20 protein-coding genes and 4 pseudogenes are annotated in these 24464 nt (G+C 70.6%); 12 read left to right on the top strand and 12 right to left on the bottom strand.

Annotated features, from left to right (window positions below; translation table 11 throughout):
- Nucleotides 1-64: 64 nt before the first annotated feature.
- Entirely contained in the window at nt 65-733 is a 669-nt protein-coding gene (locus DP939_RS31845) for a Crp/Fnr family transcriptional regulator (protein ID WP_113984534.1), read from the bottom strand.
- 636 nt (nt 734-1369) lie between these two features.
- Here DP939_RS31845 and DP939_RS31855 point away from each other — a divergent pair.
- Entirely contained in the window at nt 1370-1855 is a 486-nt protein-coding gene (locus DP939_RS31855; RefSeq protein WP_113984535.1) for a hypothetical protein, read from the top strand.
- Here the strand turns inward: DP939_RS31855 and DP939_RS31860 are convergent.
- A complete protein-coding gene (locus tag DP939_RS31860) occupies nt 1852-3168 on the bottom strand; it encodes an erythromycin esterase family protein (RefSeq protein WP_113984536.1) in 1317 nt (438 codons plus the stop codon). The two genes, DP939_RS31855 and DP939_RS31860, sit on opposite strands and share 4 nt — an antisense overlap.
- Before the next feature lie 62 nt (nt 3169-3230).
- On the opposite strand from DP939_RS31860, the gene DP939_RS31865 reads away from it, so the two are divergent.
- The gene (locus DP939_RS31865) at nt 3231-3815 is read left to right on the top strand and encodes a helix-turn-helix domain-containing protein (RefSeq protein WP_113984537.1); all 585 of its coding nucleotides are present in this window, start codon (nt 3231-3233) and stop codon (nt 3813-3815) included.
- Here the strand turns inward: DP939_RS31865 and DP939_RS31870 are convergent.
- Nucleotides 3781-4929 (bottom strand): FAD-dependent monooxygenase, encoded by a 1149-nt coding sequence (locus DP939_RS31870; protein ID WP_199565547.1) that lies wholly within the window; start codon nt 4927-4929, stop codon nt 3781-3783. The genes DP939_RS31865 and DP939_RS31870 overlap by 35 nt on opposite strands.
- A gap of 91 nt (nt 4930-5020) precedes the next feature.
- Between DP939_RS31870 and DP939_RS31875 the strand changes: the two genes are divergently transcribed.
- Both DP939_RS31875 and DP939_RS31880 read left to right on the top strand, forming a co-directional pair.
- Nucleotides 5021-5665, top strand: a complete 645-nt coding sequence (locus DP939_RS31875; protein ID WP_113984539.1) for a TetR/AcrR family transcriptional regulator — start codon at nt 5021-5023, stop codon at nt 5663-5665.
- A gap of 113 nt (nt 5666-5778) precedes the next feature.
- On the top strand, nt 5779-6759 hold the full coding sequence (locus tag DP939_RS31880; RefSeq protein WP_113984540.1) for an AraC-like ligand-binding domain-containing protein: 981 nt from the start codon (nt 5779-5781) through the stop codon (nt 6757-6759).
- On the opposite strand, the gene DP939_RS31885 is transcribed toward DP939_RS31880, so the two are convergent.
- Nucleotides 6756-8036 carry a multidrug effflux MFS transporter gene (locus tag DP939_RS31885; RefSeq protein ID WP_158578794.1) on the bottom strand — a complete coding sequence of 427 codons (1281 nt, stop codon included), beginning with the start codon at nt 8034-8036 and terminating at the stop codon, nt 6756-6758. The two genes, DP939_RS31880 and DP939_RS31885, sit on opposite strands and share 4 nt — an antisense overlap.
- 321 nt (nt 8037-8357) lie before the next feature.
- On the opposite strand from DP939_RS31885, the gene DP939_RS31890 reads away from it, so the two are divergent.
- The 5 genes from DP939_RS31890 to DP939_RS31920 all read left to right on the top strand — a co-directional run bounded on the left by DP939_RS31890 (nt 8358) and on the right by DP939_RS31920 (nt 14071).
- On the top strand, nt 8358-9344 hold the full coding sequence (locus DP939_RS31890; RefSeq protein WP_113984574.1) for a methyltransferase family protein: 987 nt from the start codon (nt 8358-8360) through the stop codon (nt 9342-9344).
- A gap of 194 nt (nt 9345-9538) precedes the next feature.
- Nucleotides 9539-10753 carry an aldo/keto reductase gene (locus DP939_RS45605; protein WP_147268216.1) on the top strand — a complete coding sequence of 405 codons (1215 nt, stop codon included), beginning with the start codon at nt 9539-9541 and terminating at the stop codon, nt 10751-10753.
- A complete protein-coding gene (locus DP939_RS46395; protein ID WP_158578795.1) occupies nt 10675-11340 on the top strand; it encodes a N,N-dimethylformamidase beta subunit family domain-containing protein in 666 nt (221 codons plus the stop codon). Before DP939_RS45605 ends, DP939_RS46395 begins: the two co-directional genes overlap by 79 nt.
- On the top strand, nt 11333-13084 hold the full coding sequence (locus tag DP939_RS31915) for a CocE/NonD family hydrolase (protein WP_199565548.1): 1752 nt from the start codon (nt 11333-11335) through the stop codon (nt 13082-13084). The genes DP939_RS46395 and DP939_RS31915 overlap by 8 nt, the downstream gene beginning before the upstream one ends.
- A complete protein-coding gene (locus DP939_RS31920) occupies nt 13085-14071 on the top strand; it encodes an aldo/keto reductase (protein WP_225878624.1) in 987 nt (328 codons plus the stop codon).
- A gap of 47 nt (nt 14072-14118) precedes the next feature.
- Here the strand turns inward: DP939_RS31920 and DP939_RS31925 are convergent, their stop codons facing one another.
- The 3 genes from DP939_RS31925 to DP939_RS31935 are packed head-to-tail and all read right to left on the bottom strand — an operon-like array spanning nt 14119 to nt 16906.
- Nucleotides 14119-14565: a hypothetical protein gene (locus DP939_RS31925; protein WP_113984544.1), complete on the bottom strand. Its 447-nt coding sequence runs from the start codon at nt 14563-14565 to the stop codon at nt 14119-14121.
- 31 nt (nt 14566-14596) lie between these two features.
- On the bottom strand, nt 14597-15304 hold the full coding sequence (locus DP939_RS31930) for a TetR/AcrR family transcriptional regulator (protein WP_113984545.1): 708 nt from the start codon (nt 15302-15304) through the stop codon (nt 14597-14599).
- A gap of 42 nt (nt 15305-15346) precedes the next feature.
- Entirely contained in the window at nt 15347-16906 is a 1560-nt protein-coding gene (locus DP939_RS31935; protein ID WP_113984546.1) for an FAD-dependent monooxygenase, read from the bottom strand.
- Between the two features lie 318 nt (nt 16907-17224).
- Between DP939_RS31935 and DP939_RS49395 the strand changes: the two are divergent.
- Nucleotides 17225-17392, top strand: a pseudogene (locus tag DP939_RS49395) (alcohol dehydrogenase catalytic domain-containing protein); the annotation flags it as partial.
- A gap of 118 nt (nt 17393-17510) precedes the next feature.
- The gene (locus tag DP939_RS31945) at nt 17511-17882 is read left to right on the top strand and encodes an aldehyde dehydrogenase family protein (RefSeq protein ID WP_225878629.1); all 372 of its coding nucleotides are present in this window, start codon (nt 17511-17513) and stop codon (nt 17880-17882) included.
- A 289-nt stretch (nt 17883-18171) separates the two neighbouring features.
- Here DP939_RS31945 and DP939_RS31950 read toward each other — a convergent pair whose 3' ends face one another.
- The 4 genes and pseudogenes from DP939_RS31950 to DP939_RS31965 form a co-directional block, all read right to left on the bottom strand.
- Nucleotides 18172-19365, bottom strand: a complete 1194-nt coding sequence (locus DP939_RS31950; protein WP_147268218.1) for a sensor histidine kinase — start codon at nt 19363-19365, stop codon at nt 18172-18174.
- Nucleotides 19366-19498: 133 nt separating this feature from the next.
- Nucleotides 19499-20731, bottom strand: a pseudogene (locus tag DP939_RS49400) (FtsX-like permease family protein); the annotation flags it as partial.
- Nucleotides 20725-21488: pseudogene (locus DP939_RS49405) on the bottom strand (ABC transporter ATP-binding protein). The pseudogenes DP939_RS49405 and DP939_RS49400, both read right to left, overlap by 7 nt.
- Before the next feature lie 101 nt (nt 21489-21589).
- Nucleotides 21590-22236: pseudogene (locus tag DP939_RS31965) on the bottom strand (response regulator transcription factor).
- 261 nt (nt 22237-22497) lie between these two features.
- Here DP939_RS31965 and DP939_RS31970 point away from each other — a divergent pair.
- Nucleotides 22498-23730, top strand: coding sequence for a cytochrome P450 (locus DP939_RS31970; protein ID WP_158578798.1), 1233 nt, complete (start codon nt 22498-22500; stop codon nt 23728-23730).
- A 32-nt stretch (nt 23731-23762) separates the two neighbouring features.
- Here DP939_RS31970 and DP939_RS46405 read toward each other — a convergent pair whose 3' ends face one another.
- The gene (locus DP939_RS46405) at nt 23763-23921 is read right to left on the bottom strand and encodes a hypothetical protein (protein WP_158578800.1); all 159 of its coding nucleotides are present in this window, start codon (nt 23919-23921) and stop codon (nt 23763-23765) included.
- Between the last annotated feature and the right edge of the window lie 543 nt (nt 23922-24464).

Below are 24464 nucleotides of genomic sequence, written 5' to 3' on the forward strand. Positions count from 1 at the left end.
CGGGGAGATCGACGGGGATAGAGTCTGGCGAAGATCGCGTCGCCTCAAGACGTACCGGTACGCTTCAGCGAAAATTAGTCAGGCCGGTCGGGTCGACGATGATCTTCCGGCGGTGACCGGGGTCGATGAGCTCAAGTTCCTTGAAGCGTCGGATGGCTTTGAAGACGGCGTCCTTTCTGGCCCCGACGAGATTGGCGATCTCCTCGTGGGTGAGATCGACCCCGAGGTACCGCTTGCCGTCGGCTCTGTCGACCCCGTGCCGATCGGAGATCTCCACGAGCACCTTCGCGACCCGCACCGGCACGCTGAACTGGGCGAAGTCGGTCCTTCTCCGGTTGGCCCAGTCGAGCCGGTCGGCGATCATCCTGGCCAGTGCATTCCATGCGGCCGGGTGGCGATCGAGGAAGTCGGTGAACGCCTGTGCCCGTATGACGTGCACCAACATCGGACTGCACGCGGTCACCATGGCCGATCTCGGCTGCCTGCGCAGAGCCGCCAGTTCGCCGACCACATCGCCGCTCACGCGAATGCCCAGCATGGCCGCCCCGCCCGATTCCAGGTAGGCCATCACCTTCACGCACGCAGTGAGCCGCTGACCTGGGATGGACCTCAGGAGAAAGACCTCGGACCTCTCTGGATCTCCTTGGTGGATGAGTGCTTCGCCGGTCTGCCGCGGGGACGACGGCGCGAGAGCCAGGAGCTCCGCCCGCTCCTCCGGGCTGAGTCTGTCCATGAGGGTGCCAACGGGCCACCTGGCGGGGATTTGATCATTTATCACGGATTAAGCGCCTTGAGTCATCGATGTGAAGCTGTTAGAAGCTACACCCTGGAATATCTGAGAGCCAGGTGAGAATAGCCATTAGCGTGCAGGTATGTGGTGCATTGTCCGGCTTATTCCGAAAGGTGGGACGAGATCCGGGACGGCGGGAATGATGTTCCGGCGATTGGCGTGGTGTGGTGGAACATTAGCGCCGGTCTAAGCCTTATGTCCTTGTAAGGCGTGCCATAGGGCTTTTGTGATATCTGTACTTATCCGGTAGTGGCTTCGGGGGCGGCGCGGGAGCGGGGGCCGTTTGATGTGGCGTTCGTGGGGGTCGATGGGGGCATTGCGTGGTTTGAGGGGTAGGGGGCCGATGTTCCGGTCACCATGACGCCCGAGCAGGCGGGGGCGGTGCTCGGTGCGTACGCCGTCTGCGTGATCCGCTACGGGGTGTTCGACAATCCGCCCACGTACGTGGAACGGCCCGAAGGTGACCGGCGGGGAACCGGTGTCCGTGTCACCGCCCGTACGTCGATGGCCTTGGGCGGTGATCTTGCCAGGAGGGGGTGGGGGAAGGAGACTCGTGTCATGTGACGCCTTGGGAGGGACATGAGCAGGGAGCGATTACCGCGTACGCTGGGCTTCGCCGCGACCGTCGTGGGGCTGTTCATCGGCCTGTCCCCCATTCCGCACAACGGTGACAACACCTGTGGAAGCGCGTTCGTGCCGGACGGCTACTTCCAGTGCCCCGCCGACCAGAACGCCCGGCGGCTGCTCGCGGGGATCTTCCTCATCCCGGGTCTGATCATGATCATCGCGGGGGGTGGCGGCAAGGGGAGGAAGAAGGGCGGGTCCGACGATCCGCCTGGGCCGGAACGGTGGCAGCCGGGGGATCTCGTGATCGACGCCCGCGGCCGGTTGTTCGTCCGGGCGGACGGGGAGGATGAAAGGCTCGGCCGGCCATGGGCCCTGCCGGCGCACGACACTCTCGACATGTCCGGCCGGCCCATGGTCCCGCGGGGGGTGGCCGGGGAGTGGGAGCCCACCCGGCCGCTGGCGCTGCTGGTGCGCCATGGACGTCCGAGCCGAACCTAGAACACCTCGCGTACCTCCGGCGGGGAGCAGCCGATCGCGGCATCGTCGGGGGTGGCGGCGGTGACCTCGGGCAGGTGGACGATGAGGTCGTAGGCGTCCAGCGCGCTCGTGGGGGCGTAGTACTCGCCCAGGCCGGCGCGTTGCACGGTGGCGGCTCGGACGGCGTCCGCGTCGGCCGGTGACAGTCGTCGCAGGTCGGTGGCGAAGGGGCCGTCGTGGCTCGCGTGCATGAGGGCGTCGAGGCTGCCCGGCTCCGGGGCCCGCATCGGGGCGAAGAGGGTGCCGGACTGGAAGGCCACGGGGTCGGGGTTGAGCATGCGGCCGGTCCCGGAGGTGGTGCCGATGATCAGGTAGTCCTCGCCCAGCCGGTCGGCCAGGTGGACGCCCAGCGGGGTGACCGGGTCCATGCCGGGGAGTACGGCACGCTGGCGCTGGATGTGGCCGTTGTGGGCGGCCAGAACGATCCTTTCCTGGCGTTGCAGAATCCATTCGACCGTGTCGGCGATCTCGGCGTCGCGGTTGAACAGCACGCTCTGCTGGTCGCCGCGGACCATGTCGCGGACGACCGAGTCCAGGGTGAGCGCCAGGTGCATGGACCGCAGCGCCCGCTCGAACCCCTCGGCGGTGGTGCGCCGCACGTACTCCGACCGGCGGCCCCGCATGCGCGCGGCGAGACCGGCGAGGCCCGCGGTCAGCGCGTCCTTCGACGCGGCGGGGAGGCCGGCGTAGGCGGCCAGGGCCGTGGGGATGCCGAACGCGGACGTCGCCGCGGCGGCCGCGGCGGTCTCGCGGAGGGCCGGGTCGAACCGGAAGTCGGGATCGGCTCGGGCGAGGTAGGCGAGGACGGCGTCGAGGGCGGGGAGCACGGAGGCGTTCTGGCCGCCCAGGTCGATGCCGTAGAAGCCGACGGGCCGCGCGGCGGAGCCGTTGTGCCTGCGCATCCACGCCAGGTGCGCGCCCATCTCCCGCCACAGGCCCATCAGGGACGTCAGGCCGTACGCCATGACCTCGTCCAGCCGGTCCTCACCGCCACGGACCCACGCGTCGGCCCTCCAGCCCTCGGTGAATCCGGTCTCCATCGCGTACGCGCCGAAGCCGTGCCGCTCGGTGAGGTGGCGCAGGACGCGGTGGCGCAACAGAAAGAACTCGCGGTTGTAGTGCGCGCTCTCGCCGATCGCCACGATCCGCGCGTCACCGATCGCGTCGTCCAGCCATTCCAGGTCGTCCGGCGCGGCGGCCGGGTCCAGCGTGCGCAGCGGGATCACCGCCCTGTCGCTGAGCCGGGGCGGTGTCGTGGCCGGGTGCGTGGTCATCGGTGCCTCTTCCTGAATAGTCCCAACTTTGGGAAAAGTATCAGATATGGGAACATTGCTGAGTGGACACCCTGGAGTTGATCTTGCATCCGGTCCGGCTGCGCATCATGTGGGCGCTGTCGGGCGGGCGCACCCGCACGACGTCCGACCTGTGCGAGAGCCTGCCCGACGTACCCAAGACCACCCTGTACCGGCACGTCGGCCTGCTCGCCGACGCCGGACTGCTGGAAGTCGCCGACGAGCAGCGGGTGCGCGGCATGATCGAGCGGTATTACCGGCTCCGGCGCGACGCCGCCCAGATCGATCCCGGCACGGCCAAGGCGATGTCGCTCCAGGACCACCGCCACGGGTTCGCGGCGGCCATGGCGGCTCTGCTCGCCGAGTTCAACGCCTATCTCGAACGTCCCGGAGCCGATCCGGCCACGGATCAGGTGGGGTATCGGCAGGGGACGCTGTGGCTGCGCCCGGAGGAGATGGCGCAGATGGCGGATGAGCTGCGGGAGATGTTCGGAGCGCGCGCCGGGAACGGGCCGGGGGAGGGGCGCAGGCCGTACATGATCAGCCCGATCTTCTTCCCCATGGACTCCATGGACCCCTTGGACCCCGCGGACCCTATGGAGAAGGAGAAGGGCGAAGGTGACCCGTGATGGCCGAGACGGCAGGCCACATCCGGAGGGCCAGGTTCCGCGCCAAGATGCCGTGCCGGGTCGCGGGCACCAGGAGCCCCGCGGCCAGGCGGACGCCGCGCTGCTTGGGATCCGCCAGGCGCCGGTGCCCGCTCTCGTAGCGCTGGAACGCCGCCCGAGGGTCGTCCGGGCTCGCGGCCAGTTCCCCGGCCAGCGTGTACGCCCCCGCCATGGCCAGGGTCGAGCCGTCACCGAACAGCGACGCGCACGACGCCGCGTCGCCGAGCAACGCCACCCGCCCCTGCCACCAGCGCGGCAGGGCCACCCGGCTCACCGAGTCGAAGTACAGGTCCGCGGCGCTGCCGACCCGCTCCAGCAGCTCCGGAGCCCGCCAGGACACCCCGGCGAACGCGCGCGCCAGCATCCGCTTGTGCAGGCCGGTGTCGCGGTGGTCGAAGCCGGGTTCGGCCGGGGCGCGATAGAGAAAGAACGCCCCCTCACCACCAGGAACGGGACAAACGGCGACGGCCTTGCCCGGCACGTTGTGCAGGAGAATGTCCCTGCTGCCCTGGCCGGGCCCGCCGCCGAGCGGCATCGTGGCGACGTACAGGCCCATGTGGTGGACGAGGCCGGTGCCGAACGTCAGCCGCCGGGTCACCGAGTGCAGCCCGTCGGCCCCGATCACCAGGTCGAAGCGGCGTGCCGTGCCGCTCTCGAAGGCGACCTCGACCCCGCGCTCGTCCTGCCCGAGCGAGGCGATGGAGTCGTCGAAGACGAACTCGGCCTGCTCCCGGCCCGCCTCGAACAGGATGGCGGCCAGGTCGCCGCGCGGCAGCTCGATCTCGCCCGGCCGCTGGACGGCGCGCATGTCCAGCCGGCCGGTCCGCCTGCCGTTCGCGTCGACGAAGGTGACCCCGGTGTTGCCGGTGGCGGCCTCGCGCAACCGGGGCAGGACGCCCATCCGCCGGGCGATCCCGACGGCCGGGCCCTTGACGTCCACCGGGTTCCCGCTGGAGCGCGGCTCCCGGGCCCGCTCGACGACGGTGACCCGGAAGCCGTACCTGGCCAGCCAGTACGCCAGTGTCGGCCCGCCGACGCCGGCACCGGAGATCAGCGCAGTCCGCTGCTCGCCCACGACACACCCCATAACCGGATGAATTTTCTCCGCTTCGCTGACTGTAACCTAAGCGGAGAAGAATCGTCCAGTTCGAGGAGGCGGCCGAGAAGTGCCAGGTACGACACCGCGGCTGCGCGCCGACGCCCGTCGCAACCGGGACCTGATCGTCACGGCCGCCCAGCACCTGTTCCTTGAGCAGGGCGTCGACGTGCCGCTGGACGAGGTGGCCCGCCGCGCGGGTGTGGGCATCGGCACGCTCTACCGCCGCTTCCCCGACCGCGACGCCCTGCTGCGCGCCGTCGCGGAGGACACCCTGCGCAGCCTGGTCGGCCTGATCGAGACCGCCCGCGACGAGGAGCCCGACGCCTGGCACGCGTTGTGCCGCTTCCTGCGCTCCTGCGCCGAACTGCGCTTCGGCGAACTGGCGGCCGAACTCGACCCCCGCCTGTACCCGCAGATGCGCACCGGCCCGCACCTGGACGAGATGCGCCGGCGAGTGATCGCCGCGGTCCTGGACCTGACCGCGCGCGCCCAGGCCGAAGGGGCGATGCGCCCGGACGCCGGCCCCCTGGACGTCGCCATGCTCATGACCCTGCACGTCTACACGCCGCCGAACATGCCCGGCGATCAGGCCGTGCGCCGGATGGTGGAGATCGTGCTGGACGGCCTCCGCGCCGGCTCCGGATCCCCTCTCCCCGGCACCCCGTCCACCGGCGCGGCCGACCTGCATCGCTACACGGCCGTGGATCCCTGACACGCCGCGCCCACGTCAGGGGCTGTCGCGCGGCAGTCGCCTATGATTTCATATATGAATTGGTACGGCATGTCGGCCGTGCCTGAGCACCGTTCGGTACGGAGGTGCGGGCCATGGGCGTTCTGGTCCGGACGACCGATGTGGCGATTCGGGAGCGCGAGGAACTCTGGCGGCACACGGTGTCCCGGTCCTTCGTCCCCCTTGACTTCGAGTTCCGTGGCCCCGGCGGCTTCGCCGGCGAGATCTCCGGCGAGATGCTGGGCACCGTGATGGTCACCGAGGTGACCGCGGCCCCGCACCGCGCCGAGCGTACCGAGCAGCACATCAGACGCTCCGACGAGGCCGGGTTCTACAAGCTGAGCCTCCCCACCAGCGGGCGCGTGCGGATCGCCCAGGACGGGCGGGAGGCCCCGCTGCTGCCCGGCGACATCGCGATCTACGACACGAGCCGCCCGTACCAGGTCACCTTCGACGGCACCTGCCGGGTGATCATGGTCATGTTCCCGCACCGCGAGCTGCGCCTGCCGGGCGACGCGATCCGCGAGGTCACCGCCCGGCGGGTGTTCGGCGGGCGGGGGCTCGGCGGCGTGGTCTCGCCCATGCTGGTGAACCTGGCCGGCCACATCGACGAGGTCGGCGACTCCCACCCGATGCGGCTCGCGGACAACGTCGTCGACCTGATCGGCACCCTGTACGCCTCCCTGCTGGGCGAGTGCGCCGACGCCTCCGACTCGATGCGCATGCTGCTCACCCGGGCCAAGATGTTCATCGCGCGGCACCTCGACGACCCCGCCCTCGGGCCCGAGGCGATCGCCGCGGCCTGCTACGTGTCCACCGGCTACCTGCACAAGCTGTTCCGCGCCGAGGGCATGTCGGTGGGACGGTACATCCGCGAGCGCCGCCTGGAGCAGTGCCGCCGCGACCTGCTCGACCCCGGCTCGCGCGAGGTCGCCGTCAGCGCCATCGGCGCGCGCTGGGGCTTCGCCGACGCCGCGCACTTCAGCAGGGTGTTCAAGACGAGCTACGGCCTCGCCCCCCGGGAGTACCGGCTCAGCCGCGACGTCGTCCCCTGCGCTCTCTCCGACGCCTCCTAAGGCCCGGCGCGACGGTGTTCGACATCGAGCGGGGCCGGCTCCGCGACGTCGTCCGCCGGGGTCCGGCGGCGGCCTGGGAGCGCGACGAACCGGTACGCGGCCCAGGCCGCCGCGCGGGTGGCCGCCATCCCGCAGGTCATGGCGACGGCGCTCGCGCCGCCGATCGAGGCGGCCGGGGCGAGCAGCGCCCCGAGCAGGAAGCCGCTGCTGCCGAGCAGCGCCGCCGCCGTCCCCGCGTTGGCGGAGTGCCGGGCGAGCGCCAGCGCCGTCGCGTTGGGCGAGGCCAGCCCGCCCGTCGCGACCGTCAGGAACAGCGCGGGCAGGAACACCGCCAACGGCGCCCGCAGTACCGCGGCGGCCAGGCAGAACACGCTCGCGACCACGGCCACCAGCGCGCCCCCGGCCAGCAGCGGTTCCGGCTTCAGCCGGCGCAGCAGCACCGCGTTCACGTACCCGCTCAGCACCAGGCCCACCGAGTTGACGCCGAAGATGAACGAGAACGTCTGCGCGCTCACGCCGTAGCCGCCTTCGAGCACGAACGCGCTGACCGAGATGTAGATGAACAGCGCCGCCCCGCCGACGCTCGACCCGAGCGCGCAGCCGACGAACACCCGGTCGCGCACCACGGAGGTGAAGCCCACGCGGACCCGCCGCAGCCCGCCGACGTGCCGCAGTTCCGGTTTGAGCGTCTCCGGCAGGGCGGTCACCGCGACCAGCAGCAGCACCGAGATCGCGCCGAGCGTGACGAAGATCCCGCGCCAGTCCGTGACGTACAGCAGTTGCCCGCCCAGCACCGGCGCCACGATGGGCGCGACCCCGCCGACGAGCATCAGCAGGGACAGGATGCGCGCCATCCGCTGCCCCTCGTACATGTCACGGACCATCGCCCCGACGATCACCATGCCGGCCGACCCGGCCAGCCCCTGCACGAGACGCAGGATGTTCAGTGCCGCGATCGAGGGAGCGGCGGCGCACAGCAGCGACACCACCGCGTACGTGGCCACGCCGACGAACAGCGGGCGCTTGCGCCCGATCCGGTCGCTGAGCGGCCCGATGAAGAGCTGCCCGGCCGCCAGGCCGATCAGGCACGTCGAGATGCTCCACTGCGCGGCGCTGTCGGAGGCGTCGAGCTGACGGGCCAGTTCGGGCAGCGCGGGCAGGTACAGGTCGATCGACAGCGGGCCGAACGTCGACAGGGCGCCCATCACGAGCAGCCGGCGGCGGTGATGCCGCGCCGGTACGGGCCCGGCGGACTGGTCGTCGCTCACGCGGCTCATTGAAAGCCCCTTTCCCTTGCTGCGCCGGGGAAGAGAGTGGGACGCCGTCCAACCAGGTAGGGGGTGCCCAGGAAGCATCGCAATCGTATATGTCAGCAATGCCGGTCAGATGTCAATGAGCGCCGCCCAAATGTCATTCCTAACGGAATGCCATGGATATCGGCCACGTTTCCCAGCTGATTTCCGGCCGGTGGTGCGGCGGACGGATCTCAGTGACACATCAGGTGACGCCGGTGCCTTGCCGGCGGGCCTGGCCTCCTACCACATTGCATACGACTTGTGATGTTCTCCGCCCGCCGCGATTTCGCCGAGGAGTCCCCGATGTCCTCCCACACGACGGCGACCGCCGCCGACCCCAGTCCCATCGTCAACGTCGCCACCGGTTTCATGGCGGCCAAACAGCTCTTCGCCGCCGGCGAGGTCGGCGTCTTCGCCGCCCTGGCCGACGGCCCCCTGACCCCGGCCGAGCTGGCGGGCCGGACCGGGATACCGGAGCGGTCCGCGCGGATCCTCGCCGACGCCATGGCCGGTCTGGGCCTGCTGGCCTTCGACGGAGGCCGGTACCGGAACGAGGCGGCGGCCGACGCCTACCTGACGGGCCGCGAGGGCGCCCCGGACCTGCGGGCCTTCCTCACCTTCTGGGACCAGGTGAGCTACCCGCACTGGCGTTCGTACACCGACTCCGTGCGCGCGGCGGCGCCCTCGCCGTTCGACACCTCCGCCCCCGTGGGGGAGGACGTCTTTCGCGACGGGGTCACCGCCTACAACGCGCTGCACGCGCTGATGCTGGCCGAGCACTACGACTTCGGCGCGCACACGCGCGTCGCCGATCTCGCGGGCCTGTCCGTGGAGTTCGTCGTCCAGGCGGCGGCCCGCAACCCCCGGCTGCACGCGGTCTTCGTGGCGCCGGACCCGCCGGACCCGAGCAGCGTGGACGAGCGCTACCGCGACCGCGTCGCTTTCCACACCGCCGACCCGCGCACCGACCCGGTTCCCGGCCGGTACGACCTGGTGCTCCTGGAGCACGTCGCCCACCGCTTCGACGCCGACGACAACCGCGCCTTCCTGCGCCGCGCGCGGGAGATCGTGGAGCCCGGCGGCAGGCTGCTGCTCGTCGACTTCTTCCTGGACGCCGCGGACGGGCGCGGGCTCGACCCCCTGCTGGCCGGGGAGTACCTGGTCGTGGACGGGACCGTCGTCCACCCCGAGGACGAGGCGCGCGGCTGGCTGGCCGAGACCGGCTGGCGATGGCTGGAGACACGCGAACTGCCGGGCAGCCCGCGCGCCCTGATCGCCGAAACAGTCTGATCCCCGAAACAGTGAACCTTTTTCAACCTCAGGTTCGCTGGTCAGAGCTGGTAGGCGAGATGCCGTATCCGCATGACCAGGCGTCCTGCCAGGGCACCAGGCCCGGTCCGAGCCCGACGGAGGCACCCCTGACCTGGTCCAATGGACCGGTTGAAAAAGGTTCAGTCTGACCGCCGACCAAAGAAGGGCACGACATGACCAACGTGTTCACCCGTCCGCTCGGCCGCGACGGCTTCCAGGTCCCCGCCCTGACCGTGGGGTCCTGGCACACCTGGGACCGCACGCCGTTCGAGGAGACCGTCAACGTCATCAGAGCCGCGGTGGACGCCGGGGCGTCGTACTTCGACGTCGGCGTCTACAGCGCCATGCGGCCCGGCCAGGTCGGCTCGCCCACCGACGTCATCTTCGGCCGCGCCGTCCAGGCCGCCGGCGTCGCGCGGGACGACTACGTGCTCCAGGTGAAGAGCTGGGTGGAGCGCAGCGGCAGCGCCGAGGACATCGTCGCCCAGTTCGACCAGGCCGTGTTCCGCATCGGCACCGACCACGCGGAGATCGTGGTGTTCGGCGACCTGGTCGGCGAGCACGTGCCGTACGAGGTGATCGCCGAGGGCGCGGCGGCGCTCGTCGCGAGCGGGCGGGTGCGCCACTGGGGCGTCAACAACTGGTCGGCCACCGAGATCCGGAAGGTCGTGGCGGCGGCGGAGAAGGCGGGGCTGGTCCCGCCGGCGCTCGCTCAGCTCAAGTACAACGTGGTGCGCCGCTCGATCGCCGAGGGCGAGCCGTTCCGCGGTGTCATCGCCGACCACGGGCTGAAGGTGCAGGCGTCCGACGCGCTGGAGGGCGGTTTCCTGCTCGGCAATCCCCGGCGGCGGCCCACGGGCAACGACCCGGGCGACATCCACGGCCTCGTCGAGGAGGCCAGGCCGGGGCTGCGGGCGCTGGCCGGGGAACTGGGGGGGCACCCTGGCGCAGCTCTGCCTGGCGTACGTGCTCACCAACGACGACCTGTGCTCGGTCGTGATCGGCGCGCGCACGACCGAGCAGATCGGGGACGACCTGGGGGCGTTTCAGCTGCTGGAGCGGGTCGGCGCCGACCGGCTGCGGGAACTGCTGGCCCCGTACTGGCTCGACAGGGGCCGGGTGGACCCGGAGAGCTCATGGTCGTCCGTGCCGGACGACGACCCGGTGAAGTACGCCCTGATCCTCCCGGACGCATAACCGCCGCTGGTCAGTCCCCCGGCACCGGGCGGACACCCTGCTCGGTGCCGGGGGTGCTGTCGGCGCGGACCCAGCGGACGACCAGCTCGTCCTTCGCGCCGAAGCGGACCAGGTGCCGTCCCACGACGTCCTCCAGCCCGGCCATCGCGTCGGCGTCGCCGTCCAGCCGCAGCCCGAGCTGCCGCACGTGATGGAGCTGCGCCGCGGCCTGACCGGCACCCGTAGCTGGCAGGTCCGGCCCGGCGAGGAGCACCACGCGACCACCGGCGAGCGCGGCGGGCTGTGGGCGGGCCGCAACCGCCCGCCCCAGAAGCTGTTCGGGGTCGGGTTCAGCGCGCAGGGCGGCGGCCCGTCCGGACGGTACCGCGCCGGCCCCGACCACGACGGCGAGGTGGCGCGGACGCTGCTCGACGGCGTGCCGGAGGTGTTCGGCGATGCCGCCCTGGCCGGCGGCGGGGCCGTGGGCAACGAGATCGACCGCTACGACCCCGCGCTCGGCAGCCCGCCGGACGCGCTCGTCATCGCCACCTCGGAAGGGCTCGGCGACGGCTACCAGTACGTGATCGAGGAGCTGGAGGGCACCAACCCCGGCCAGGGCGCGACGGAGAACCCCCGTGTCCGCTCCGACATGGTGTACTTCCGCACGCGCGGCGGCGGCTCGGTCTTCTCCACCGGCTCCATCTCCTACAGCAGCGGGCTTTCCGCGAACGGCTACGACAACGGGATCTCCCGCGTCACCCGCAACGTCATCGACCGCTGGCTGGCCGCCGATGTCTGAGTCGATCATCGTGGACCGCATGCTCGCGGTCCCCATGCGCGACGGCGCGATCCTGCGCGCGGACGTGTACCGGCCGGCCGGGCAGCGGTGCCCCGCCCTCGTCTTCCGTACCCCGTACGACCGCACGAGCCTTGGCATGTACGGCACGTTCGCGCTGCGCGCCGCCTCTGCCGGGTACGCCGTCGTCATGCAGGACGTCCGGGGGCGCGGCGCGTCCGAAGGCGGGTTCACCCCCTTCGTCAACGAGCGCGAGGACGGCTACGACTCCATCGACTGGATCGCCGCCCAGCCCTGGTGCGACGGCAACGTCGGCATGTTCGGGGGCTCCTACGACGGTGTCACCCAGTGGCAGGCGGCGATGTCGGGACACCCGGCGCTCAAGGCCATCGCGCCCAACGTCACCGCGTCGAGCTACCACCACGGCTGGGTGTACCGGGGCGGGGCGTTCCAGCTCAGCTTCAGCCTGGGCTGGACGCTCTCGCTGGCCGCCCACAACGCCGCCCGCGACCCGTCCGTCCCCGCCGGGATCCGCGCCGCGCTGACCGACGCCGCCGACCGGCTGCCCGCCACGGCGGCCGCCCTGCCCCTCGGCGACCACCCGTACCTGGACGCCATCGCCCCCTACTACCGGGAATGGCTGTCCCACCCCCGCTACGACGAGTACTGGGAACGGCTCGACGTCTCACGGGCCTACTCCGGGATCAACGTCGCCGCGTTCAACCTGGGCGGCTGGTACGACACCTTCCTCGGCGGCACGCTCGCCAACTTCGCCGGCATGCGCGGGCAGGGCCCCGCCTCCGTGCGCGACCGGCAGCGGCTGCTCGTCGGGCCGTGGCCGCACGCCGGCCTCTTCAGCGGAAACCCGGTCGGCGAATGGAACTTCGGCGGCCGGGCCACCGGCTCCGCCATCGACGCCGACGGGATGCAGCTCCGGTGGTTCGACACCTGGCTGCGCGACGGTGACGACGGCATCGGCAGCGAACCGCCCGTACTGCTGTTCACCATGGGCGCGGACGAGTGGCGGGTGGCGGACTCCTGGCCGCTGCCCGGCACCGAGTACCAGGACTGGCACCTGCACAGCGGCGGTCGCGCGAACACGCTGCACGGCGACGGCGAGCTGCGCCGCGAGAAGCCGTCCTCCGGTCAGCCCCCGGACACTTTCCTCTACAACCCGCGCGACCCCGTGCCCACCCTCGGCGGCGCGCTGTGCTGCAACCCCGTCCACACCCAGGGCGGCGTGTACGACCAGCGCCCGATCGAGGCCCGCCCGGACGTCCTCGTCTACACCTCCGAACCGCTCACCGAACCCCTCGATGTCACCGGCCCGGTCACGGTCGTCCTGCACGCCGCCAGCACCGCGCCCGACACCGACTGGACGGCCAAGCTCGTCGATGTCGGCACCTGCGGCTACGCGCGTAACATCGCCGACGGCATCATCCGGGCGCGCTACCGCGACTCGGCGAGCGAGCCCCGGCCGCTGACGCCGGGCGAGGTGGTCGAGTACCGGATCGACCTCGGGGCCACCAGCAACGTCTTCCAGCCCGGCCACCGCATCCGGCTGGAGGTGTCGAGCAGCAACTTCCCGCACTTCGACCGCAACCCCAACACCGGCGAACTCCCTGGCACGTCGGCCGAGATGACCAGCGCCCTGCAGAGCGTCCACCACGCCGGGCCGTACCTGTCGCGGCTCATCCTGCCGGTCGTCGCGCCCGACGCGGCCCGGCCGTACAGAAAGGAGCCGTGAGTGCGCACGCGTGAGCTGGGCGGCACCGGCATGGCGATCACCACGGTCGGCTTCGGAAGCTGGGCCACCGGCGGCCCGGGGCTGATGGGCTGGGGCGTCCAGTCCGACGACGAGTCGATCGCCGCGATCCACCACGCCGTCGCCCACGGTGTCAACTGGATCGACACCGCCGCCGTCTACGGGTTCGGGCACGCCGAGGAGGTGGTGGGCCGGGCCCTGTCCGCCCTGCCGCCGGCCGACCGGCCGCTGGTCTTCACCAAGTGCGGCCTGGTCTGGGACGAGCACGGCGTCGAGAGCAACGACCTCACCCCCGAATCGATCAGGCGCGAATGCGACGACTCGCTGCGCCGCCTGGGCGTCGATCGAATCGACCTGTACCAGATCCACGCCCGGGACCCGGACGGGCCGCCGATCGAGGAGTCCTGGGGTGCGGTGCTCGAACTGGTCGAGGCGGGGAAGGTCCGGCACGCCGGGGTGTCCAACTTCGACGTCGAGCTGCTGGAACGCTGCGAGGCGGTCGGGCACGTCGCCTCCCTGCAACCGCCCCTGTCGCTCATCCACCGGGACGCCACCGCCGACGTCCTCCCCTGGTGCGCCGCGCACGACACCGGTGTGATCGTCTACAGCCCGATGGCGTCCGGGCTGCTGTCCGGCACGTTCACCGCCGAACGCGCCGCCGCCCTGCCCGGCGACGACTGGCGGTCCCGCGCCGCCGAGTTCCGTTCACCCAGGCTGGAACGCAACCTCGCCCTCCAGGACGCGCTGCGCCCCCTCGCCCACCGCCACGGCACCTCCGTCGCGGCGGTCGCCATCGCCTGGACCACCGCCCTCCCCGGAGTCACCGCCGCCATCGCCGGCGCCCGCACCCCGGCCCAGGTCAACGGCTGGCTGGACGCCTCCGACCTGCACCTCACCCCCGACGACCTCCAAGAGATCGCAACAGCCCTCCACACCACCGGCGCAGGCCACGGCCCCCCGACCCCCTGACCGGCAGAACGGGCCGGACGGAACCTCATCCCGTCCGGCCCGTGGCGTCAGTCGAAATCCACGATCTGTGGAGCACGCTCTCCCATGGTGACCTCGATCGCCATCAGCGTTGCTCGTGCGCGCTCACGGATATCGGCCCAGGCTTGAGACTCTTGCAACGCCTGCTCGGTCCAGTAGCCGGAGTTCTCCTCGCCGCTGATCCGCTCCAGAATCTCAGCTATTTCTCTGAGCCGGCCTTGGACGTCCGGGTCCACCGCCAGGCCATCCTCGATGTCCCGCCGGAGCAGCCGTAGGAAGTCGTCGTATTCCAGCGCCAGCTCGTCCACCGGTATACGCGCCCGGCTCAGTATGTCCACCTGGCGATCGGCGTCGAGCGCCAATCTCGCGAGCGCTCGGAGGAGTCCCGGCATCGCCGGTATCGCTTCTGGATGCTGTGCGGTCATGGTCGTTTCGTCGGCCGCTCGGTCGCCGGTGAACTCCACCACGTCGTACACGTCAACAGGGGCGGGACCACCTTCCACTTCGTCAACGACGGTACTCGGCTCGGTCGCCGACCGGGGTGTGGGCGATGCCGTTGATGAGCATCCGGAAATGCCACGACAAACGCTGTTGCGGGGTGCCGCCGAGAAGGTGGGCGGCCAGGGCGTGCAGGTGCGGGTGGGTGCGTTCGTCGGCTCCGTGCAGGGCCTCGCTCAGCGCGTCCCACTCCTGATCGGCGTGCGGCGACTGCGCGCGCGCCGATGTCTCGGCCGCGGTGGCGGTGGCCGCCTGCAGTAGCGTGTCCACGCCCCAGGCCGCCTGCGCCGGTGGCACACCGCCCTCGTCGAGCAGCGACAGCAGCCGCTCCAGCAGCCTCAGATAGTGTTCGCCGCTGGGCCGGGCGGCCAGGGCGGCTCGGGCCAGCTCCGGATGCGCGAACAGCATGAAGGTGTAGGAGGTGAGCACTCCGGCCAGCCGTTCGCGCCAGTCGCCGCCGTGGGCGGCGGCGTCCAGATCGACCTCGCCGAGCAGTTCGTCCAGCATGGCGGCGTGCAGCTCGTCGGTGTTGGCCACGTAGACGTACAGCGAGGCGGGGCCGGTGTCCAGCTCCTTCGCCAGCCGCCGCATGGTCACCTTGGCCAGCCCCTCGGCGCGCAGGATGGTCACGGCCGTGGCCACGATCCCCTGGCGGGTCAGGGCCGGTTTGGCGGGCCGGTCGCGGCGGCTGATCGGGGCTTTGGAGCGTGGCGGCATGGATCACAGCCTAACGAACGCGTTCGTCGCCAGCCTGCCCGATCATGGTTCGAGCCCGGTCAGGTGGCCGAGCGCCGCTGTCAACGCGCGAGCGCGGTCAGCGGGGGCATGGGCGGTACGCCAGGCGATGTATCCATCGGGGCGGACCAGCGTGGCGCCCGTGGCGGTGATGCCGTAGGCGGCCGGGAAGGCGTCCGGCTTCATCGGCTTGGCGTCGGTGCCGATGCCCGCGAAGGTGATCGGGACGCCCAGGCGTCGCCCGCTCTCGCAGGCGGCGGCCCAGCGGTCGTCCTCCGACAGCAGCACCCAGCCGCGCTGGAACAGATCCAGGATCGATCGCTCTTCGCCGTCGGCCATGACGGGCAGGTGCGGCGCCCGCGTGCCGGGCTGCCCCGCCCACTGGTCCGGACGCCGTGCCGGCGGCAGATCCGGCCCCGCGCCGAGGATCGCGGCCGAGCGGTAGAGCTGCCCCAGCTCGATGGCGACGTCATCGAGGATCGGTACGTCCGGCTTCGGCGCCTTCAGATGGGCCTTGAAGTCGGCGCGGGCGAAGAGCTGGTCGTGGCGCAGTTCGGCGATCGGGCGGCGTTCGGCGTCATAGGTGTCCAGCAGCGCGGGCGCCGCCTGCCCGGACAGGACCGCGGCGAGCTTCCAGGCCAGGTTGTGCGCGTCCTCGATGCCGGTGTTGGCGCCGAACCCGCCGCGGTTGGGCGGCAACTGGTGGGCGGCGTCGCCGGCCAGGAACACCCGGCCGGAGGAGAAGCGGTCGGCGACCAGCGCCGCCAGCTCCCATCGGCCGGTGGTGATCAGTTCGATGGGGACGTCGGTGCGTCCGATCGCCTTGCGTACCCGCTCCCGCTGCGCGTCCTCGTCGCGGTCCACGTCGTCGCCGAGCATGAGGACCCAGCGGCCGTCGGAGTACGTGGCGAGGAACGCCCGGAAGTCCGGCTGCTGGATCTCGAACTGGACGACACCGCGCTCCAGATACTCATCGAGAGGAGCGCGGAACAGGACGCTGCGCTGCGTCGAGAGCAGCCCCTCGCCGGTACGGCCGATGCCCAAAGCCGTACGTATCCCGCTGGCCGCGCCGTCGGCCGCCACCATGTACCGGGCGCGCACACCGTACTCCCGGCCGCTGTCACGATGCCGCAGCACCGCGCTCACCCCGTCGCCGTCCTCGGTGAACCCGATGAACTCGGTGCTCAGCCGGATGTCGGCCCCCAGTTCGAGGGCCCGCCGCCGCAGGATCGGTTCGAGCCGGTCCTGAGCAACGGCCGCCGCCCGGACCGGCGAGAACTCGATGCGGGGCTGCGCGCCGCCCGGCGTCCACGCGTACTCCTCGAACCAGGCGCCCGCCAGGCTTTCCACCCGGGCACGCCGCGGTGATACCGATCCCTGCCGGGATTCGGGCATCTCGATGCCGGCGGCTCGAAACAGTTCGACGGTGCGGGTGGTGTATCCGATCGCGCGGGGATGCGGCGAGCTCCCCGGATGCCTTTCCACCACCATGACGGGCACGCCCCACCAGGCGAGGAACACCGCCGCGGACAGCCCGGCAAGACTGCCGCCCACGATGAGGACCGGTACCGATTCCGTGGTCATGACAGACCTCCTGTGCAGGTGTTGAGAACTCGATCGTAGCGAACATGTTCGCCACGAACAAGTTCGTCAGGCTTAGGGGTGGACGGACCCGGCGTCTCCGCTACTGAGCAGCAACGGTCCGTGTTCAACCACATGCACTCGGCATAGCCTTTTGCTCTCGCCGCGCTGTCAGCGGCGTCCGGCCGAAAGGGGGTGGGCAACGCCATGCAGGTACGCGCGGCGGTCGTCGCCCGACCCGGCGGCGCTTTCGTCATCGAGAGCCTCGATCTGGAAGCGCCGCGCCATGACGAGGTGCTCGTGCGAGTCACGGCCTCGGGGATGTGCAGGACGGATCTGCACATCCGCGACCAGACGTACCCCGTACCGCTCCCGGTCGTCGCCGGGCACGAGGGCGTGGGAGTCGTCGAAGAGGTGGGATCGGCGGTCTCGTCCTTTCGGCCCGGCCAGCGGGTCATCATGTCCTACCCGCGCTGCGACCAGTGCGCGGCGTGCCTGGCGGGCCGGCCTCAGTACCGCGCGCACGGCTCCGCGCTGTCCTTCGGCGGCTCGAGACGGGAGCACCGCCCTGCGGGACCGGAGATCGGCGAGCCCGGTCCACGGGCACATCTTCCAGCAGTCGTCGTTCGACGACCCCAAGCTGCCGATCGTTCAGGAAGAGACGTTCGGCCCGGTCCTGACGCTGCAGACCTTCTCCACCGAGGACGAGGCCGTCAGGCTCGCGAACGACTCCGACTCCGACTACGGTCTCGCCGCGAGCGTCTGGTACCGCGACCTGGACCAGCCGCTGCGGGTGGCCAGAAAGCTCCGGGTCGGGACCGTGTGGATCAACGAGTGGGCCGTCGTGCACGACGAGTTCGAAGAGGGCGGGTACAAGCAGAGCGGCCTCGGGCGTCTCAACGGGTTCTCCGGCATGGACGACTTCCTGGAGGCCAAGCACATCACGCAGAGCGACGCGGCCCGCGGATCAGGCCACTGAGGGTCGGTTGGGGCGGTGACCGCGTCAGGCGATCTGGCGCGAGATGGTCACGCGTTCGACGAGGCCGGACTGGAGCTCGGCTGGAACGTGTCGATCCACGACGGCAAGTCGGACCCGGCGATCGCCTCCACCAAGATCCGGCAGGCGATCGCCGCAGCCGGGTGGAGCCGGAGAGGCGCGGGCTGCCCGCCACCGACCCGTCAAGTGGATCAGGACGCCGTGGCGGATGTGCCGGGACATGACCCGCGACGACAGCGCGCGGGACCTACCGATCACGCCCGACGTTCGATCAGATGTGGACGGGCAGCTCGATCTCGGCAGTGGTTGTGCCTGTCGCCGGGCTGTCCAGGCTCAGCGTTCCGTCGACGGCGGACAGCCGCTCGCAGAGGCCCTTCAGACCGCTGCCCGCCCCGATCCGGGCACCGCCGGAACCGTTGTCGTGGACCCGGATCCGCAGCAGCCTCCCGCTGACGCGCACATTCACCGACGCCTTCGTCGCCCCGCTGTGCTTGGAGATGTTCGTCAGCAGCTCGGCGACACAGAAGTACGCCACACGCTCGATCACCTCATCCGGCCGCTCGGCGATGTCCACGGTCAGCTCCACCGGGACGGCGGCCTGCATCGCCAGCGGCGGCAACGCGCTCTCCAGCCCCTGGTCGAGCGCGGCCGGACTGATCCCGTCGATGAGGCGCCGCAGTTCCGCCATGACCCCGTCCGTCTGGCGGCGGGCCCGTACGACGAGGCTCCGCGGCCGATCGGCGGTGGACAACCCGCACCTGTCCAGGGCCGTATCGGCCAACGACAGTGTCATGGCGAGGGCGACGAGTTGCGCCTGCGTCCCGTCGTGCAGGTCCCGCTCGATCCGGCGAAGCTCGCGTGCCCCCTCGGCGAGCACGGTACCGCGAGCCTGTTCGAGAGTCCGCAACCGTTTCTGGGAGGTGCTGGGGCCGAGCAGCATCCGGGCCAGGAGCAGGTGCAACGCCATCAACGCGCGGACCGCGATCGGGACGAGCGACAACACGACCAGGCCGCCCAGCACGACGCCGGCACCCGACCACGGATTCGACTGCAGGACCAACGCCCAGACGACGGACCACACTCCCAGCCCCGGCACTGCGATGGCCACCACGAATGTGATCGCGTCGATCGGGAACCTGAGCGCCAGGTACAGCATGCCGCGCCAGGCGGTCACGTCGGAGAGGCTGTTCTGGATCCAGCGCAGCGGGCCGGAGGCGGGTGGCCCCGGCTGAGTCGTTTCGATCGGCTCGCCCAGCGCCATCTGGATCAGACGGGCATGCGCCCGGCCGAGCAGGCGGGCGCCCTTCAGGCCGACGGCGAGAAGGGGTAACCCGATCAGGGTCAGTGACAGCAGACCTCCGACGTAGAGGATGGCCATGACGTAGGCGAGTCCGATCAGCGAAAGCGGCGGCGCGGCGAAGGCGTAAGCGAACATCGCGGGCCGTACCGTCGTCCATCGCTTCACGTTGGTCCCGCTGCTCTCCGATGTCGTCGTCACTGTGCGGCCACGGCGGAACGGCGGGCCTCGTCACGGCCCACGCACCACTGAGCAGGACGGTGGCGACGGCCAGTGCCATCGCCCCAAGGATCATGGGCCCGTACGTCCGCAGCGAGATCCAGGGCCATGGCCCTCCGGTGGCCGCGTACGCGAACGCCATGCTCACCGGCGTCGCGGCGAGAATCCCGAGCAGGGCCCCCGAAAGAGCGATCAGCGACGCTTCCGCGCCGAGCATCCGGAAGAGCTGCCGTCGTGTCGCACCGGCCATCGTGATCAGTGCGTACTCCCGCCGCCTCGTCGCCGTCAGCGACACGAGGGTGTTCACCATCGCCACGGCCCCGAAACCGGCCAGCATCACGAGCTCCAGGCCGCGCAGCCAGATGTCACTGTCCGAGACGGTCAGCGCGGCCACGTGCCGGATCGTCCCCGTGGTCGTGGCGAACGTCAGCGAGAGCCCCACCAGCAGCGCGATCGGCACCAGCGCGGAAGCCGTCCGCTCGGCCTGCCCGGCCAGATCGGCGGCGGCGAGCCCGCCGCCCGCGTCACCCCGGTGCCGGCGGCCGGCCAGTCGCAGCGGAACGCCGAGCAGCCTGACGGCGGCCCGTGCCGGCACGGGACCGAGCACCGCGATCGCGGCCATGGCCACCAGTGCCCCGAGGAGGGCTCCCTGCGCCGCCTTGTCCACCGGCTGCCGGGAGATGAACGCGCTCATCACGCCCACACCCCCGAGGAGGAGCAGACCCAGGATGCCCCGTATCCAGCCCAGTTCGCCCTTCTCGTTCGCGCTGAGCCGCGTCGCCGTCATCGGTCTGCCACGGATCGCGCGATATGCCGCGATCTTCGCCGCACTGACACTGACCAGCAGCGTGACCACTGTCCCGATCAGCATGGGCAGCGGCGACCCGGGTACGTCGGCGGCGGCCGGGGCGAGCCCGCGTGCCGCCATCTCCGTCAGGAGCCGCCGCGCGGCCCAGGCGCCGAGCAGCCACGCCGGCGGCGACACCAGCAGTGTCACCAGCACCACCTGACCCCGGACGAGTCGCTTGACCTGAACGGGCGTCGCGCCGGTGGTCCGCAGCAGGGCCATGTCCCGGTACTGCCGGCGGACCGCGAAGCCGAGCGTGTTCGCGACGACGGTCAACGCCATCAGCATGGCGATCTCCCCGAACGCACCGGCGATCATGCCCAGCCGAGAACCGCCGACCCCGCCGATGGCCGTCACCATCAGCGATCCGAAGAGGGTGATGACGGCGACCGCCAGGAAGAGAGCCGTGGCGAGCGCGACGAACGTGGCCGGCCGTGACCGCAGGGCTCCGAACGCAAACCTCAGCATGCCGGGGCGCCCAGCTTCTCAGCGATCAGCGCGGCCGACGGGCGTACGAGGTCGTCCACCACCGCGCCGTCGGCCAGGACGACGACCCGGTCGGCGAAGCTCGCGGCCACAGGGTCGTGGGTCACCATCACACAGGTGCGGCCCTCGTCGTCCGCTCCCTCCCGCAGCAGCCACAGCACCTCCCTGCCGGTGTTGCGGTCGAGCGCGCCGGTCGGCTCGTCGGCGAAGAGGACCGACGGCCGGCCGTGCAGCGCGCGTGCCACGGCGACCCGCTGCTGCTGGCCGCCGGAGAGTCTGCCCGGCAGTTCCCTGCGCCGGTCGACAGACCGACCTGCGCCAGCGCGGCGGTCACTGCCTTCCAGTCCACGCGAGCGCCTGCCAACAGGGCCGGGAGGGCGACGTTCCGCTCGACGGTCATCGCGGGCATCAGGTTGTACGCCTGCAAGATGAACCCCGCCTTGGCCCGCCTCAGCAGCGCCAAGCGACGCTCGGGCAGTGCCGTGATCTCGGTCGAGTCCCAGTGAACCGTGCCGGACGTCTGCCGATCCATGCCCGCGACGCACTGCAGCAAGGTCGACTTGCCCGACCCGGACGGCCCCATGACGGCGGTGGACGTGCCCGGCGGGAACTCGACGTCCACCCCGCGCAGCGCGTGAACCTGACCGCTGCCGCGGCCGTACGTGCGGCGCAGGTCAACGGCTCGGATACCCGTACCGGTCGCTTCAGTGGCCGGAGCCGGATCCATCCTGTACGACATGATGCGATTCTCCGCGCCCTGGACCGCTCGGACGATCGTGTTACCCCCCGGATCCGTTGTTCGGATATCCGCCCCTCAGAGGCGGGAGGCCACTCCGGGTCTCACGCTCTCAGCTCCCGCAGATACGCGACCACGGCCTTGACCCGGCGATTGCCCACGTCGGTCGGTGGCAGGTCGAACTTCGTGAACACCGCCGCGGCGTGCTTCTCCACCGCCCGTTCGGTGATGAAGAGCAGCCCGGCGTGGACCGGTTCGAGTGGCCCTGGGCCATCAGGTCCAAGACCTTGCGTTCCTGTGCGGTCAGCCGATCGATGCGGCGCCGGCGGCCGTTCAGCATGCGGCTGACGATCTCCGGATCGAGAGCGACGCCCCCGTTCGCGACCCGGCGCAGCGCGTCGATGAAGTCGGACGTGGCGGCGACGCGCTCCTTGAGCAGGTACCCGATCCCGGACGCCTCGCCGGCGAGCAGCCGTGCGGCCATGGCCGGCTCGGCGTGCTGGGAGAAGACCAGGACGCCCACATCCGGGTACTCCGCCCGGAGCCGTTCCGTCGCCCGGATCCCCTCGTCGGTGTGGGTCGGTGGCATGCGGATGTCGACCACGGCGACGTCCGGCCGATCCGCGGCCACCGCGGCGAGCAGCCCGTCCGCGTCACCCGCGGTGGCGATGACCTCGCAGCCGCGCGCGGTGAGCAGTTCCACCATGCCCTCAAGCAGGATCACCGAGTCCTCGGCGATGACCACCCGCACGACGCCCCCCGGTTCGCGGACTCGGTGCCTCTGTGGAGCCATTCAACCAGAACGCATCCGCCCTCCGGCCGCCCCTCACGTGCCCGGCGGAACTCCCTTCGAGTTTCCTGTTGTACGTATGCCACTGTTCTGACACCGCCCGATCAGCGATCTATAACCCAGACGCTCTCTGATGGATCGATCACCGCTGTTCTACGGTGATCCTGGCCGGGATGCGCGCGCATCGGGCCGGAGCCCTCGCCCTTATCAAGGATGGTCAGTGTGACGTCGGACAGGTCTTGGAACATCGGAGAAATCCGTCATCCTCTTAATCAGGACGCGCAGGGCGTCAACCGGCCGCCCTTGGACATCAATCCGCTGTATCACCACATCCGAGAGACGCCGACCGGCGTGGCAACGGTACAGCGGGCCTCCGGACCCGCGTTCTTGATCACACGCTGGGAGGATGTGAGGTTCGTCCTCCAGGACCCGCGATTCTCCCGGGAACACGCCCTCGATGCCGACGACGTCCCCGGCCTCGCCGGGACCCTCCTCGGCATGGACCCCCCCGAGCACACGGAACTCCGGCGCCTCGTCAGCCCGGCGTTCACCGCACGCGCGGTCGCCCAGCGACGCCCCGAGCTTGTTCGTCAAGGTGATAGATTTCTCAAAGAGATGATCGATCAGGGCGACTACGCCGATTTGATGAAACGCTTCGCTTTACCCTTTGCCTTGAACACGATATGCGATCTGCTCGGCTTACCGGAAGAGGACCGGGAGGCATTCTACAAATGGAGCATGTCGTTCCTCGCGACATCGGATGCCACGCGAGAAGAGGCGCGCGCGTCAGGAGCCGTCATGGCGGAGTATCTCGGCACACTGATCGAGCAACGGCGTCAACGGCCGGCGGACGGCCTGCTCTCGCATATTGCCGCACATGCCCAAAATTTCCCTCCCGAACAGGTGATCATGCTGCCGATCGCCTTGTTCATCGGTGGCTGGGAGACCACGGCTGGGAATATCGGGACCTTTGTCCAGGTACTGCTGAGCCGTCCCTATCTCGAATACGAAAGCGGATTCAAATATCTGGTGCGGCACCCCGAAATGCTGGACGGTGCGGTGACCGAACTGGAGAGAATGTTCTCCAACGCCGCGGCCGATGGCATGCCCCGACGCGTCATGGACGATGTCCGGCTCCCCGGGGGAGGGCTCCTGAAGGCGGGAGACGTGGTCATTCCCTCGATGGACGCGGCCAACCACGATGCGCGGGCATTCGACGCTCCGCAGCGGCTGGACTTCGCTCGTGCCACCGAGGGGCGCGGGCACCTGTCATTCGGCCACGGCACCCATTACTGCATCGGCCGCCATCTCGGCCATGAGGCGGTGGTGATCGCCATCGGCCTGTTGGTGCAATACCTGCCGGAGCTGAGGCTGGCAGTCGCGGCGGAATCAATCCCGCGAAAATTCGGCCATGCGGTGACGGGCCCCATCGAGCTGCCCGTCACATGGCGATGACGTCCCCGCCATCCGCCTGACCGGGGGGCGGGTCACAGGAGGACGCAGCCGCCTGCCTTGAGCTGGCCGCCGGGGGCCAGGGGCTCGATCGTCACCGTACGGCACAGATAGGTGCCCGCGAAGGCCCCGAACGCGATGCTCACCCGCGCATTGCCGCGCGGCCCGGCGCCGAAGACGGCTCCCCACGTCATGCGGTACTCCCTCCGGCCGGTTCCACATGTCCGAGCAGCCAGAAGAACCCGTCGGCCGCCTGGACCGGGGCCAGTGCGAGGTCCGGTGGACACCACCGACATCTTCGCCATGGGGGCGGCTGAACGATCGAGGGCTGAGCCGTAAGCACCCCGCTCGAAGACGCCCTGATCGCCTTCGACGACCTGGTCCGCCAGGGCAGGGTGCTCTACACCGGCGTATCGGAGTGGACAGCCCCGCAGGTCGAGGCCGCCGTGCCCGCGATCGGCGAGCATGGCCTGCGCAGCCACATCATCGCCGGCCGGCCGCAGTACTGGATGGCCGGCGGGACGGCGCATCGGGCGGCTCGCGTTCCAGCCGGTCGCGCAGGGCGTGCCGACCGGCAAGTAGCTCTCCCCGGTTGCCGCGGGGGCCCACCAGACCCGAACAGGCCGCCAAGAACGCCTCAGCGTCCAGCGTCACCCTCGACGAGGCCGCATTCAAGAGGATCGACGAGCGGTAGCCGGGACGTCAGGCCGTCGCCCTCGCGTGGACGTCTCCCGGGC

The organism is Spongiactinospora rosea (assembly GCF_003315795.1).
In the GTDB taxonomy this organism is placed as follows: Bacteria; Actinomycetota; Actinomycetes; order Streptosporangiales; family Streptosporangiaceae; genus Spongiactinospora; species Spongiactinospora rosea.